The organism is Aeromonas sp. QDB39 (genome assembly GCF_027707585.1).
Taxonomy (GTDB): Bacteria; Pseudomonadota; Gammaproteobacteria; order Enterobacterales; family Aeromonadaceae; genus Aeromonas; species Aeromonas hydrophila.
In genome coordinates this window covers 1-12,258 of sequence record NZ_JAPCIV010000007.1, presented here as the reverse complement: position 1 = coordinate 12,258, position 12,258 = coordinate 1, and the positions used below count along the sequence as shown (strand labels likewise).

General features: G+C 65.2%; 11 protein-coding genes. 6 read left to right on the top strand and 5 right to left on the bottom strand.

Annotated elements, in window-relative coordinates:
- Window positions 1-34: 34 nt before the first annotated feature.
- Both PG899_RS05510 and PG899_RS05505 read right to left on the bottom strand, forming a co-directional pair.
- The gene (locus PG899_RS05510) at window positions 35-1,285 is read right to left on the bottom strand and encodes a DEAD/DEAH box helicase (RefSeq protein ID WP_077097958.1); all 1,251 of its coding nucleotides are present in this window, start codon (window positions 1,283-1,285) and stop codon (window positions 35-37) included.
- Window positions 1,286-1,387: 102 nt separating this feature from the next.
- Entirely contained in the window at window positions 1,388-2,257 is an 870-nt protein-coding gene (locus tag PG899_RS05505) for a LysR family transcriptional regulator (RefSeq protein ID WP_077097956.1), read from the bottom strand.
- Between the two features lie 219 nt (window positions 2,258-2,476).
- Here PG899_RS05505 and PG899_RS05500 point away from each other — a divergent pair, with 219 nt between their 5' ends.
- The gene (locus PG899_RS05500; RefSeq protein ID WP_190283852.1) at window positions 2,477-3,709 is read left to right on the top strand and encodes an MFS transporter; all 1,233 of its coding nucleotides are present in this window, start codon (window positions 2,477-2,479) and stop codon (window positions 3,707-3,709) included.
- Window positions 3,710-3,715: 6 nt separating this feature from the next.
- Here PG899_RS05500 and PG899_RS05495 read toward each other — a convergent pair whose 3' ends face one another.
- Window positions 3,716-4,171, bottom strand: coding sequence for a hypothetical protein (locus PG899_RS05495; protein ID WP_103828945.1), 456 nt, complete (start codon window positions 4,169-4,171; stop codon window positions 3,716-3,718).
- Between the two features lie 171 nt (window positions 4,172-4,342).
- Here PG899_RS05495 and PG899_RS05490 point away from each other — a divergent pair, with 171 nt between their 5' ends.
- Window positions 4,343-5,251, top strand: coding sequence for an SAM hydrolase/SAM-dependent halogenase family protein (locus PG899_RS05490; RefSeq protein WP_042051314.1), 909 nt, complete (start codon window positions 4,343-4,345; stop codon window positions 5,249-5,251).
- A 193-nt stretch (window positions 5,252-5,444) separates the two neighbouring features.
- The gene (locus PG899_RS05485; protein WP_077098267.1) at window positions 5,445-8,495 is read left to right on the top strand and encodes a cytochrome c peroxidase; all 3,051 of its coding nucleotides are present in this window, start codon (window positions 5,445-5,447) and stop codon (window positions 8,493-8,495) included.
- Window positions 8,496-8,563: 68 nt separating this feature from the next.
- On the opposite strand, the gene PG899_RS05480 is transcribed toward PG899_RS05485, so the two are convergent.
- Both PG899_RS05480 and PG899_RS05475 read right to left on the bottom strand, forming a co-directional pair.
- Window positions 8,564-8,857, bottom strand: a complete 294-nt coding sequence (locus PG899_RS05480; RefSeq protein WP_077098265.1) for a hypothetical protein — start codon at window positions 8,855-8,857, stop codon at window positions 8,564-8,566.
- 145 nt (window positions 8,858-9,002) lie between these two features.
- A complete protein-coding gene (locus PG899_RS05475; RefSeq protein WP_005309014.1) occupies window positions 9,003-9,563 on the bottom strand; it encodes a carbonic anhydrase in 561 nt (186 codons plus the stop codon).
- Window positions 9,564-9,793: 230 nt separating this feature from the next.
- On the opposite strand from PG899_RS05475, the gene PG899_RS05470 reads away from it, so the two are divergent.
- From PG899_RS05470 to PG899_RS05460, 3 genes are all read left to right on the top strand, one after another.
- Window positions 9,794-10,441 (top strand): ribonuclease T2 family protein, encoded by a 648-nt coding sequence (locus tag PG899_RS05470; protein WP_162518031.1) that lies wholly within the window; start codon window positions 9,794-9,796, stop codon window positions 10,439-10,441.
- Window positions 10,442-10,509: 68 nt separating this feature from the next.
- Window positions 10,510-10,794 carry a Pathogenicity locus gene (locus tag PG899_RS05465; RefSeq protein WP_077098263.1) on the top strand — a complete coding sequence of 95 codons (285 nt, stop codon included), beginning with the start codon at window positions 10,510-10,512 and terminating at the stop codon, window positions 10,792-10,794.
- The gene (locus tag PG899_RS05460) at window positions 10,791-11,852 is read left to right on the top strand and encodes an NAD(P)H-dependent flavin oxidoreductase (protein WP_077098261.1); all 1,062 of its coding nucleotides are present in this window, start codon (window positions 10,791-10,793) and stop codon (window positions 11,850-11,852) included. The genes PG899_RS05465 and PG899_RS05460 overlap by 4 nt, the downstream gene beginning before the upstream one ends.
- The last annotated feature ends 406 nt before the right edge of the window (window positions 11,853-12,258 follow it).

Genomic DNA, 12,258 nt, shown 5'->3' with positions numbered 1-12,258 from the left:
TCGGGCGTTTTTTTATCGGCGGTGCAGTGGCGGCTTAGCGTTTGCCCTTGCCACCCTTGTTGCCAGCCAGCGCCTGCTTTCGGGCGCGCTGCTTCTGGGCTGCCTTGCTGCTGCGACGTGGCTCGGGCTCGAAGCGGGTCAGATCTGGCTCAAAGCCCGGGAACCACTGCTGGGGCAAACGGGTGTCGAGCACAGCCTCTACCTTCTCCAACAGTGGCGCATCTTCCGGGCTGAACAAGGTGATGGCGAGCCCCTTGTTGCCGGCGCGACCAGTGCGCCCGATGCGGTGCACGTAATCCTCCGCCACAAACGGGAATTCCATATTGATCACATAGTTGAGATCCGTGATATCTAGGCCGCGGGCCGCCACGTCGGTGGCAACCAGCGCCTGCAGGGTGCCGGCGCGAAACTCCAGCAGCACCTTCTCCCGCGCGCTCTGAGATAGATCGCCGTGGAAGGCCAGCGCATTGATGCCCGCCTTGCCGAGCTGCTGGGCCAGCTTGTCGGCCCCCTGGCGGGTGCGGCTGAAGATCAGGGTCGGCGCCCAGCCCTTCACCTTGAGCATGTGTTCGACCAGCGCCAGCTTGCGATCGCCATCCACCGTATAGACCCGCTGCTCCACCTCGGCCGCCGTGGTGTTGCGCGGGGCTACTTCGATAAGTGCCGGGTCACGCAACAACACTTTGCTCAAGGCAAACAGGTTGTCATCGCAGGTGGCCGAAAACAGCAGGGTCTGGCGATCCGCCGGGATCTGTTTCAGCAGCGCCTTGATCTCGTCCATAAAGCCCATGTCGAGCATCCGGTCCGCCTCGTCAAACACCAGATGGCGCAGCGCCGCCAGACTCAGCGCCCCCTGCCGCAGATGATCGAGCAGCCGGCCCGGGGTGGCGATCAGGATATCCACCCCGGCTTTCAGCGCCTCCACCTGCGCCGCGATACTCACCCCGCCGTAGACCAGCGTGCTGGTGAGGTCGGTGCCCTTGGCGTAGCGCGTGACGCTCTCATGCACCTGCACCGCCAGCTCGCGGGTCGGTACCAGCACTAGTGCACGGATGGGGCTAGGGGCATCGTTCGTCGGGTTTTGCAGCAACTGCTCCAGCAGCGGCAGCACGAAGGCGGCGGTCTTGCCGGTGCCGGTCTGGGCGCCCGCCATCAGATCGCGTCCCGCCAGAATGACCGGGATGGCGCTGGCCTGCACCAGGGTCGGCGCGGCGTAGCCAAGCTCGGCCAGGGTCTGCTGCAAGTGGGGGGAGAGTGCCAGGTCGGCGAAGGAGGCAATGGACATAAGGGTACCCGTCGGGATGGGCGCGGCCACGCCGCGCTGGAAACAGTCTTGATGGCCGGCATGGTAACAGATGCGGGGCCGCGGGCAGAAGGCGCCGCCGGCTCAGCGGCAGTGAAACACTTCTTCCAGCGCATCCACCACGGCGCGCACCCGGCTGGCTTTTTGCAAGTCGGGGTGGAGCACCAGCCAGATGTCGACCGGATCGCACAGGGTGGGCAGCACGCGCACCAGTTCCGGCTCCTTGTCTGCCAGAAAGGTGGAGAGCAGGGCGATGCCGAGCCCCTGGCGAGCCGCCGCCAGCAACAGCAGCTGGGCGTTGCACTGCAGCACCACGTTGGGCTCGTGCAGCGGCTCCCCGCACAGGCTGTGCCAGTGGCGGGAGACAAGCTCCCTGGCAAACAGCAGCAGGGCGTGCTGGCTGAGAGCGTGGCCGCTCTTGGGCGTGCCGTGGCGGGCCAGATAGTCGCGGGAGGCATAGAGCCCCATCTCTATGGTGGTGAGGCGCTTGATCACCAGCTCGTCGTTGTCCGGGCGCAGCCCGCGGATGGCGAGATCGGCCTCCCGGTAGGCGATGTCGCTGACGCTGACCGCGGTCTGCAGGCTGAGCCGGATGCCGGGGTGGCGCTCGCGCAGCAGGGTGAGAGCGGGCAGCACGAAGGCCTGAGCCAGGGTGTCGGTGGTGGCGATGCGCACCTCGCCGCACAGGCTCTGATCGCCGGCGCTCGCCTTGCGTTCGATGGCCTTGATGGCTTGCTCCATGGCGCTGGCATCCGCCAGCATGGCCTCGCCGAGGGAGCTGAGATCATAGAGCTTGGGGGTACGGATAAAGAGCTTGGAGCCGAGGTTCTGCTCCAGCGCCGTGATGCGGCGCCCCACGGTGGCCTGATCGACCCCCAGTACGCCGGCGGCGCCGCGCAGGGTGCCCTGCCGTGCCAATGCCAGAAAAAACCGCGCGTCGTCCCAGTTGATCATCGAGCCTCCCACTCAAAGTGCCCCGGCGGGGCGTGCCCATTAGAAGCCAGTGCCGGCGGGATCACAAGGCGAGAGTGCCCTTCTCGACATGCAGATAGATGTCACTGACATGCATTATTGAAGCAGACTGATGCATTCGTGTCGCTGTCGAGGGGCCTTGATGGGCGCTATCATGGCGCCTCTCGTCAGCGGCCTTGCCCGCCCTCATCGGAGCCTTGCATGTCATCATCTCTTTGCGCCGCCGCCCCCTCTGCGGCGGCCACCTCCCATCGCGCCATCCTGCTGTTTCTGCCGCTGGCGCTGATGTCGGCGCTGCTCAACAGCAGCGTGCCCACCCCCCTCTATCCCCACTATCAGCAGGTGCTGGCCCTGAGCGATGTCAGCCTCACCCTCATCTATGGCGGCTATGCGGGCGGGGTGCTGATCTCCCTGTTCGGGGTGGGCAATCTGGCGGGCAGGGTGAGCGATCTGCGCGCCATGATCCTGCCGGCCCTGCTGGCGGTACTGGGGGGCGCCCTGCTGTTCTCTCTGGCGGACTCCTTCTGGTCGCTCTTGCTGGCGCGGGTGCTGGCCGGGATCGGCACCGGCGCCCTGACCGGCGCCGCCAACGTGGCCCTGCTGCGCTTTGGCCCGCGCGATGGCGGCAAGCGGGCCGCCCTCAGCGCGACCCTCTCCTTCACCACCGGGCTGGCGCTCGGGCCGGTGTTCAGCGGGTTGGCGCTGCAGCTGGAGTGCTATCCGACCCAACTGCCCTTCCTGCTCATCATGGGGCTGGCGGCCTGCGCCATGGCGGGGGTGGCATTGAGCTGGCCGGCCAGCGCGCAAGGGGCGCCGGCTGCGGCAACGCAGCAGGGCAGGGGATCGCTGGGGGAGGGGCTCAAGGCCACCGGGGCGGCTTTCTTTATTTGTGCACTGGCGCTGTTTACCGCCTGGGCGGTGGCGGCCAGCCTGCTGGCCATCGGTCCCAAGGTGGCGAGCCAGCTGCTGGGGCTGCGGGATCTGGGCCTGTTCGGCTATCTCATCGCAGCCTACATGGTGCTCTCCGGCCTGTGCCAGCTCTGGGCCCGCAGGCTCGATGCCCGTCACACCCTGCAAAGCGGTGCCCTGGCGCTGGCGCTCTGCATGTTGCTGTTTGCCGGCGCCGTGCATGCCCAGTCGTGGTGGCTGGCGGTGCTCGGCTTGCTGGTGGCCGGTTATGCCCAGGGCGCGGTGTTCGTCGGCAGTGCGACCCTGGTCAACCGCATCGCGCCGGCTGCCAGCCACGCCCGGCTGGTGTCGCTCTTCTACGTGATCGCCTATGTGGCGAACTGGGTGCCGGTGCTGCTGGGCTGGGTCAGCGATGGTGCCGGTGTGCAGGCGGCGGTGGATCTGCTCACCGTCGGCAGCGTGCTGATCAGCCTGGGGCTGGCCTGGGCGGCCTGGCGCACCCGCTTCGAGCCGGCTGCCGGCTAGCGTGACTCAGTCGGCCAGCACCACCCGCTCGGCCGACAGATGGTGCATCCATTCGCGCAGGATCAAGAGGGCTGCGGCAAAGCGCCGGGTCTTGGGCAGGTTGGCTGCGGCCAGCGGGTCACCCTCCACCATGGCGGCAAACTGGCCGAACAGCTGCTCCAGGCTCTCCCGGCTCAGTTCACGACTGCCGAGCACCTCGGCCAGCGGCAGCGGCGCCTGCAGGGTCACCACCTCATGGGGCGGTACCTCGGCGGCCAGCGGCATCAGCACGTCCTCCACCACCATGATGGCCTGCTCCAGCTCCAGCGCGCTCGGCGGATCCCGGCGAAACGGGCCCGGTGTCATGGCTTCGAGGCCGAAGCCCAGGTCGCGGGTAAAGCGGGTTCCGTCGGCCCGGGTCAGCTGCAGCTGGCTGCTGTGCTCCCCCAGGCTGAGAAGGATGGCGGTCTGGTGGCGGGTCATGGGGTCTCCTTAGTGGCGGTCGCGACTCAGCCTTATCCATACACCCGCCGCGACCTGCTGGCGAGGGCTTTCGGCGCCCCCCATCCGGGGAATACGGCTTGCAATATATGGAAGTAATGGCATTCTGGATGTCTAGATGGTTGTCTTGTCGTTACCTTCAGGAGTTCAGATATGGATATTCGTACCGCCCCCCGTGCGCTTGCGCTCGCCCTGTTGCTGGCCAGCAGCCTTGCCACCGCCAACGAAGCGCTGGTGATCCAGACCGACTTCGGTCTCAAGGATGGCGCCGTCTCGGCCATGAAGGGAGTCGCCTTCGGGGTGGATCGCACCCTGCCGCTCTATGACCTGACCCACGAGATCCCGGCCTACAACATCTGGGAAGCCTCCTACCGCCTCTATCAGACCCTGCAGTACTGGCCCAAGGGGACCGTGTTCGTCAGCGTGGTGGATCCGGGGGTCGGCACCGATCGCAAGTCGGTGGTGCTCAAGACCAAGAGCGGCCACTACATCGTCAGCCCGGACAACGGCACCCTGACCCTGGTGGCCGAACACTTCGGCATCGACACCGTGCGCCAGATCGACGAGAAGACCAACCGTCTCAAGGGCTCCGAGAAGTCCTACACCTTCCACGGTCGCGACGTCTATGCCTACACCGGCGCCCGGCTCGCCTCCGGTGCCATCAGCTATGAGCAGGTAGGGCCCAAGCTGCCGGCCGAGGTGGTGAAGATCCCCTATCAGCCGGCAGTGGCCGAGCAGGATGGCACCCTCAAGGGCACCATTCCGATCCTGGACGTGCAGTACGGCAACGTTTGGACCAACATCGACGACAGCCTGCTGACCAAGGCGGGGATCAACAAGGGTGACAACGCCTGCATCAAGATCAGCGAAGGGGATGCACTGAAGTACGAGGGCAAGGCCCCCTATGTCAGCAGCTTTGGCGACGTGCCGGAAGGCCAGCCGCTGGTCTACCTCAACAGCCTGTTGCAGGTGTCGGTGGCGCTGAACATGGACAGCTTCGCCGCCCAACATCAGGTGCAATCCGGCGCCAACTGGCATATCAGCCTGAAGAAGTGCTCCTGATAGCGAGCCGAGGTTGCCGGCTGACCGGTACACGGAGATAAAGAGGGCAGGCATCGACGGATGCCTGCCCTCTTGTCATGGTGCCCGCGACAGCGTGGTTGTTGTCAAAACACATATTTGCAAGGTGATATTGATAATGATTGTCATTTGACTGGATAATCGCCGACTCCTCAGACCACTCACCCTTTGCACGATGAAAACCAGCCTCTTACTGGTCAGCCTGCTGATCCTGACCGCCTGCAATGACAACCATAGCCAGGCGCCCGTTCCCTCTGTGCCGGTGGTGACACCGCCCGTGGTAGAGCCGCCGGTGGAACCTCCGGTGGTGACGCCACCCACAGAGCCGCCGATTGAACCGGTACCGACCCATACCCGCAGCGAGTTGACCGTGCGGCTCGATGTGACGGCCCGCCTGGGTCAGGGGGCCACCCTGCTGCTGCGCCAGGCCGCTACTGGCATCGCGGTGAGCGGAGAGGTGGGGGAGGAGCGCCCCTTGATCATGACGCTGCCGGCCGGTTTGCTGCTGGATCAGCCGCTGGAGCTGGTGGGGAGCGACGGCAGCTATATTCTGCGCGCCGCGACGGCCCGGGTGGCCGATCTGGGCGCCACGACCCTGTCGGCCCGGCGCGCTGACGTGCCTTCCTTGCGACTGGATGAAGAGGAGACGGCGCTGTTCCTGCTGGCCGACCGCAATGGGGACGGCACTCTCGATCAGGGCGAGTGGGGGCAACTGGCACAGATCCGTCTGCAACAGCAACCTCTCATTCAGGACTATGCGACCCTGTTGCTGGCCCAGCGCCAGCCGGGAGCCGAGCTCAACTATCCGGACAGCTGGCAGATGCTGCTGGCCCTGCGTGCCGATCAGGGGGAACGCAGCTGGTATCGGCGCAGCAACAGCGGCCCCATCGAGGCGGCAAGGCTGCTGTTCTATCCCGCCCAACCCCGCCAGCCCGACGAGCCGGAGACGGCCGACCTGCTGCGCCTTGATGAGCAGGGTCGGCTGACGAGCGGCACTGACTGGCGTTGCCTGCACGATGTGCGCAGCACCGCCGGGGTCAAGGGCAGCCAGTATTGGCTGCACGCCAGCGGCAGCAGTGCGTTGCCGCAGGCCAGCCGTGCCGGGCTGGGGGTGGTGCCAACCGGCTGCGGACGCAGGGACTGGCGACTGCCTGGCCTGGCCGAATTCGAACGGTTGCTGGCGGCGGACAAGCAGAGTTGGCGCTACCCCCACACCTTTGCCCTGGCTGTGCCAACCCGGATCTGGCTGCAGGACGGCGCCGGCCACCCCGCTCTTTACCAGCCCGCCACGGGCAGCTGGCTCGAGGAGGGGGAGGGCAGCGTGCTCTGGTATGTGCTGGCGCCCTATCCGGTACGCCCTTCGGTCATCCGTGACGACAGCATGCCCGACATGGCCGCCCTGCGCGCCCGGTATGCCGGCCCTGCCGCCCAATGGCCGGCGGCCAGGGTTGATGAGGGGGTCGAGTGGCAGGAGCTGGGGCCGCTGCCGGCGGTGCCCTTCCCGGCCGACAACCCTTACAGCCGGGCCAAGGTGGTGCTGGGTCAGCAACTGTTCTTCGACAAGCGGCTCTCCCGGGCGCAAGACATCAGCTGTGCCAGCTGCCACGATCCGCAAAAAGGGTGGAGCGACGGGCTGAGCGTCTCGGTGGGCCACCAGGGGCAGAAGGGGACCCGCAACGCCCCCTCGATTATCAACAGTGCCTTTAGCAGCAGCCAGTTCTGGGATGGCCGGGTCGGCTCCCTTGAGGAGCAGTCTTTGCACCCCATCCAGAACCCGGTGGAGATGGCGCTGGATCACGACGAACTGCTGGCGCGTCTGCAAGCCAGCCACGACTACCCGGCGGCCTTTGCCACGGCGTTCGGTGACGAGGGGATCAGCCTGGAGCGGATTGCCAAGGCGATCGCCACCTTCGAGCGCACCATCATCAGCCGCGACAGCGACTTCGAGCGCTTCGTCCAAGGCGACGGGCAGGCCCTGAGCGACAAGGCGCTGTGGGGGATGCACCTCTATCGCACCGATGGCCGCTGCATGAACTGCCACTCCGGGCCGCTGCTGAGCCAGTACCGGTTCGAGAGCGTGGGGCTGGCCTACTATGGCCGCAATCTGGAAGACCGCGGCCGCTTCCTGCACACCCGCCAAAAGGCAGACATGGGGCGCTTCAAGACCCCCAGCCTGCGGGACGTGGCGTTTACCGCACCTTATATGCACAACGGGGTCTTCCCCATCCTGGCGCAGCGCATCGGCAGTTCCGTGCAGGGGGTGGTGGCCATGTACAACTTCGGGGTGACCAAGTGGAGCAGCGGGGTGGGCTTCCCGACCGGGGTGGCGCAGTACGATCCCTTCTTCCCGCAAGCCTCCGATCACCTGCATGCGCTCGGTCTCTCCAACGACGAGCTGGATGCCATCGGCGAGTTCCTGCGCAGCGTGTCTGCCGAGCCGAGGCGCACCCCGGCCACGGTCGCCGAACTCGGATTGAGCGGGGTGGCTGACGAGGCGCCGGTGCCTGCCATCGTGATCGATCTGCAGGTGACGCCGGCAGCGCCCCGGCTGGAAGTGGGCCAGGCGCTGGCTCTGCAGGCCGGACTGCGGCTCAGCGATGGCATGCTCAGTCCGGCGCAGGGCCCAATGCAGTGGCGCAGCATGACGCCGGAGCGGGTCAGCGTCGACGGCGATGGGGTGCTCCACGCTCTGGCGGTGGGGCCTGCCCGGGTGCAGGTGAGCACGAGTGAGCGGATGCTGGAAGTGGCGGTGCAGGTGGTGGATGCCCAGCCTGACTTCAACCAGGGCTGCCGTCATCCCGAACTGGCGGCGGGCGAGTTGATCTTCGTCTGCCCCCTGACTCGCGCGGAAGCGGACCGGCTGGCGCTGGCCTACGACGGCAGCGCCAGGGATGAAGATGGGGATTACAACCCCTTCCCCCACGACTATGTGGTGATGAGCCAGGAACGGGCTCGCGACTACTGCCAGCAGCTGGTGGCACGTGGCCACGATGATTGGCGCCTGCCGGCGGCCAGGGAGCTGACGGCACTGTTTGCCGCCTATCATCAAGTCGGTGAGGAGATGAAGCTGCTGACGGAGCAGGGCTGGCCGCTCTACAGCCGGCTCTGGAGCAGTGATGCCCCCAACGACGACGGGGAGGCTCCCCTGCTCGATCCGGGCAGCGGCGAGCTCATCACGGATCTGCCACAAGAGGCTCACGGCGTCGCCTGCGTGCGGGCACGTTAAGGAATTCGAGTCATGATCTCGACAAGGGCGCTGCGGCGCCCTTTTCATGGCCGGTCCAGCGGTGAGCCTTACTGCCCCTTGAGTGGGGCGGCGGCAGGTTGGATCCTAATGGGCTGGGGCGGCAGCTCGCGGACGCTTACTACCACCTCATAGCGTTTGTCGGCTTCGGCCGGCGGAATGTTCTTGAACAGCGCCTGGGCCGTGGCCTGAGGATCCTGGCCCAGCTTGCTGGCGTGATAGAGGGGGGCGGGCAACGCCGGCGGGCGCGCATCGGGACGACCGGCTGGGGAAGGTGGTAGCTCGCAGGCCTGGGCCGACAGGCTGGCAAGCAGCAGAGTGAGCGCGAGGGGGTAACGTGACATGGGGATGACTCCATTCAGGGAAGATGGTCCATCAAACGCCAGGCGGACCGCTAGCTCAACGGCTTTTACGCTCCCTTTTCACCCTCTTTACAGTCATGACAACGGGCGCCTCGGCGCCCGTTGTGGATCCTGGCAACCGCGGGACTCAGAACTCGTTGGAGAGCGCCTTGTACCCCTTGACCAGATCGATGTTGGTGTGGGCCACATCCTCGGAGAACTCGGCGGCATCCACCGACACCCGCGGGATATGGTCCAGATCGCTCTGCTGGTTGATGCGGGTGGTGGAGGGGACGTAGAACTCCGGCGGCAGATCGCAGCCGTCCACCACCGAGTTGTGGCGCACCACGGCGCCGTCACCGATGTGGCAGTTGAACAGCACGCTGTTGAAGCCGATGAACACCCGGTTACCCACTTCGCACGGGCCGTGGACTATGCTGCGGTGGGCGATGGAGGTGTACTCGCCGATGGTGACCGCAGCGCCGGACTTGGAGTGGATGACGACCCCGTCCTGAATGTTGGAGTTGGCGCCGATGACGATGGGCTCCATGTCGCCGCTGGCATCCACCTCGTCGGCGCGGATCACCGCATAGGGGCCGACAAACACGTTCTCCTTGATGATCACCTTGCCACAGATGATGGCTGTCTTGTCGATATAGGCTGACTCGTCGATGACCGGCAGATGGCCGGAGGGATTCTTGCGGATCATGTTACATCCTGTTGAAGAGGAAAGCGGACGGGAAGCAGGCCGGACGTGCGGGCCCGCCGGAGAGTCAGCTTACGCCTCGGTGCCGGGAGGGGAAACCCTTTACTGGTCTGACCCCGACATGGGCCGGCGCCCCGGCAGGGTGTTCCCTCTGGGCAAAATATGGGAGCATGGCCGTTCTCGAGGGCAAAACGGCCCGCTCGACATTATGTGTATAACCCTGGATACCCAAGATGAAGAAGATTGTTGTGCTGCTCGGCATGCTGCTGGCCCCCTGGTTCTCCTCCGCCGTGCAGGCCAAAGGGGAGGCTGGTGAATTTGACTATTACGCCATGGCGCTCTCCTGGTCACCGGAGCATTGCGCCATCAAGCCGGCCGACCGGGACCAATGTTCCCGCCAGTTGGGATTCGTGCTGCACGGGCTCTGGCCCCAGTATCAGCGCGGCTACCCGAGCAGCTGTACCCGCGAGCGGCTGGATCCGGCGATGGAGCAGCAGTTTGCCGGGCTCTATCCCAGCCGTTTTCTCTATCGCCATGAGTGGGAGAAGCACGGTACTTGCTCCGGCTTGAGCCAGCGCGGCTTTCATCAGCTGGCCAGCGACCTGCGCCAGAAAGTGAAGATCCCGGCTGCCTATCAGTCTCCCGCCGAGCCGCTGCGCAAGAGCCGTTTCCAGCTCAAGGCGGATCTGGCCAGTGCCAACGACTGGCTGGCCCCGGACAACATCACGGTGGCCTGTGCCGACGGTGGCCGCTTCCTGCGGGAGGTCTATATCTGCATCAACAAGGAGGGGACGGCAGCCGTCACCTGTTCCGACGAGATGCAAAAGCGCGAGTTGCGCTCCTGCGGTCAGCCGGACTTCCTGCTGCGCAGCGTACGTTGACCGCTTATCTTCATCAGGCCCCTCGCGGGCCTGATGTGCAATGAGGGTATGGGAAAGGAGTCTGATCAATGAAGAGCAAGCAAGGATTTTCGGGCGAGGAGCGGGCGCTGCTGCTCGGCGTGAAAGGGGTGGGGCCCACCGTCATCGGGCGGCTTGAACAGCTTGGTTACCACAATCTGGTGCAATTGGCCGAGGCCGATACCGGCCATATCGTGCAATTGGTGGCCAGCATGCTGGGCTCGACCTGCTGGCAGAACAGCCCGCAGGCCCGGGCGGCCATCGATGGGGCCATCGCCCTGGCGCGCAGCCAGGTCGGAGGTGTCTCTACGGAGCAGCGAGAGGCGACATCATGACGCTGTTTGCCGAACTGGGGTTGCGCTACCCCATCATTCAGGCCCCCATGGCCGGTGTGCAGGACAGCGCGCTGGCACTGGCTGTGACTCGGGCCGGCGCGCTGGGCTCATTGCCTGCGGCCATGCTGAGCCTCGCTACCTTGCGCGAAGAGCTGACCCGGCTGGCGGCGAGCGCTGAGGGGCCATTTAACATCAACTTCTTCTGTCACCGGCAGGAGGCGCCGGATCCCGCCGTCCAGGCCCGCTGGTTGCAGCGGCTGGCGCCTTACTATGACGAATACGGCGTGCGTGATGCTGCCGGCACGGCGGCCCCCAGTCGGGCCCCCTTCAATGCCGAGCATGCCGCCATGGTGGCCGAGTTCACACCGGCCGTGGTCAGTTTTCATTTCGGACTGCCCGAGCCCGAGTTGCTGGCCAGGGTGAAGGCCAGCGGGGCCAAGGTATTTGCCAGCGCCACCACGGTCGCTGAAGCCCGCTGGCTCGCCGACCATGGCGCCGATGCCATCATCGCCCAGGGGCTGGAGGCCGGCGGCCATCGCGGCCATTTCCTCGAGGACGATCTCAGTCTGCAGCAGGGCACCTTTAGTTTGTTGCCACAGATAGTCGAGGCGGTGAGGCTGCCGGTCATCGCCGCCGGCGGCATTGTCGATGGCCGCGGCATTCGCGCCGCATTGGAGTTGGGCGCCAGCGCCGTGCAGATGGGCACCGCTTTTCTCTGTTGCCATGAAGCGACCACCTCGGCCCTGCACCGGGCGGCACTGCTCTCGCCAGCAGGGCGACACACGGCGCTGACCAACCTGTTCAGTGGTCGCCCGGCCCGCGGCATCGTCAATCGCCTGATGCGAGAGCTGGGCCCGCTGTCTGAAGATGTGCCTGGGTTTCCTCATGCCAGTGGCGCGCTGGCACCGCTGCGCAGTGCAGCCGAACAGCGGGGAGACACTGGGTGTTCGCCGCTCTGGGCCGGCCAGAATGTCTCTGGTTGCCGTGACTGGCCGGCTGCCGAGCTGATCTCGCGTTGGGTAAAAGAAGCCGGGTTGGCTGAAGTGATGCATATATAGGAAGTCAACGTGAGCGCTGGCTCAAGCGGGGGGATGGAAAACAGGGTAAACGAAGACTCGGATCTCCCTGTTTTACTCGTTATCTGTGGGTAAGTCTGTACAAAAGCTGTGCTTGGATATGAATAACTAAAAAAGTGCGCTTTTTTGCAATTTTATTGCATTCACCCCCTTGCCAGCGTGATCAATCTCTCTATAATGCGCCCCATCGACACGGCAAGCGGCAACGCAAACAATCGGGTCGGTAACCTCGAAAAGCCTTTGCAAATAAGGCTTGACTCGAGAAGGCGGTTGAGTAGAATGCCACTCCCGCAGCAGCCAAAAGCTGCGTCGCTCTTTAACAATTTGAATCAAGCAATCTGTGTGGGCACTCACAGCATCGAGCATCAAAAACAATTTTTGATATCAA

Coding starts and splice junctions, on each gene's coding strand:
- PG899_RS05510 (WP_077097958.1), bottom strand. CDS start 1,285: ATGTCCATTGCCTCCTTCGCCGACCTGGCACTCTCCCCCCACTTGCAG.
- PG899_RS05505 (WP_077097956.1), bottom strand. CDS start 2,257: ATGATCAACTGGGACGACGCGCGGTTTTTTCTGGCATTGGCACGGCAG.
- PG899_RS05500 (WP_190283852.1), top strand. CDS start 2,477: ATGTCATCATCTCTTTGCGCCGCCGCCCCCTCTGCGGCGGCCACCTCC.
- PG899_RS05495 (WP_103828945.1), bottom strand. CDS start 4,171: ATGACCCGCCACCAGACCGCCATCCTTCTCAGCCTGGGGGAGCACAGC.
- PG899_RS05490 (WP_042051314.1), top strand. CDS start 4,343: ATGGATATTCGTACCGCCCCCCGTGCGCTTGCGCTCGCCCTGTTGCTG.
- PG899_RS05485 (WP_077098267.1), top strand. CDS start 5,445: ATGAAAACCAGCCTCTTACTGGTCAGCCTGCTGATCCTGACCGCCTGC.
- PG899_RS05480 (WP_077098265.1), bottom strand. CDS start 8,857: ATGTCACGTTACCCCCTCGCGCTCACTCTGCTGCTTGCCAGCCTGTCG.
- PG899_RS05475 (WP_005309014.1), bottom strand. CDS start 9,563: ATGATCCGCAAGAATCCCTCCGGCCATCTGCCGGTCATCGACGAGTCA.
- PG899_RS05470 (WP_162518031.1), top strand. CDS start 9,794: ATGAAGAAGATTGTTGTGCTGCTCGGCATGCTGCTGGCCCCCTGGTTC.
- PG899_RS05465 (WP_077098263.1), top strand. CDS start 10,510: ATGAAGAGCAAGCAAGGATTTTCGGGCGAGGAGCGGGCGCTGCTGCTC.
- PG899_RS05460 (WP_077098261.1), top strand. CDS start 10,791: ATGACGCTGTTTGCCGAACTGGGGTTGCGCTACCCCATCATTCAGGCC.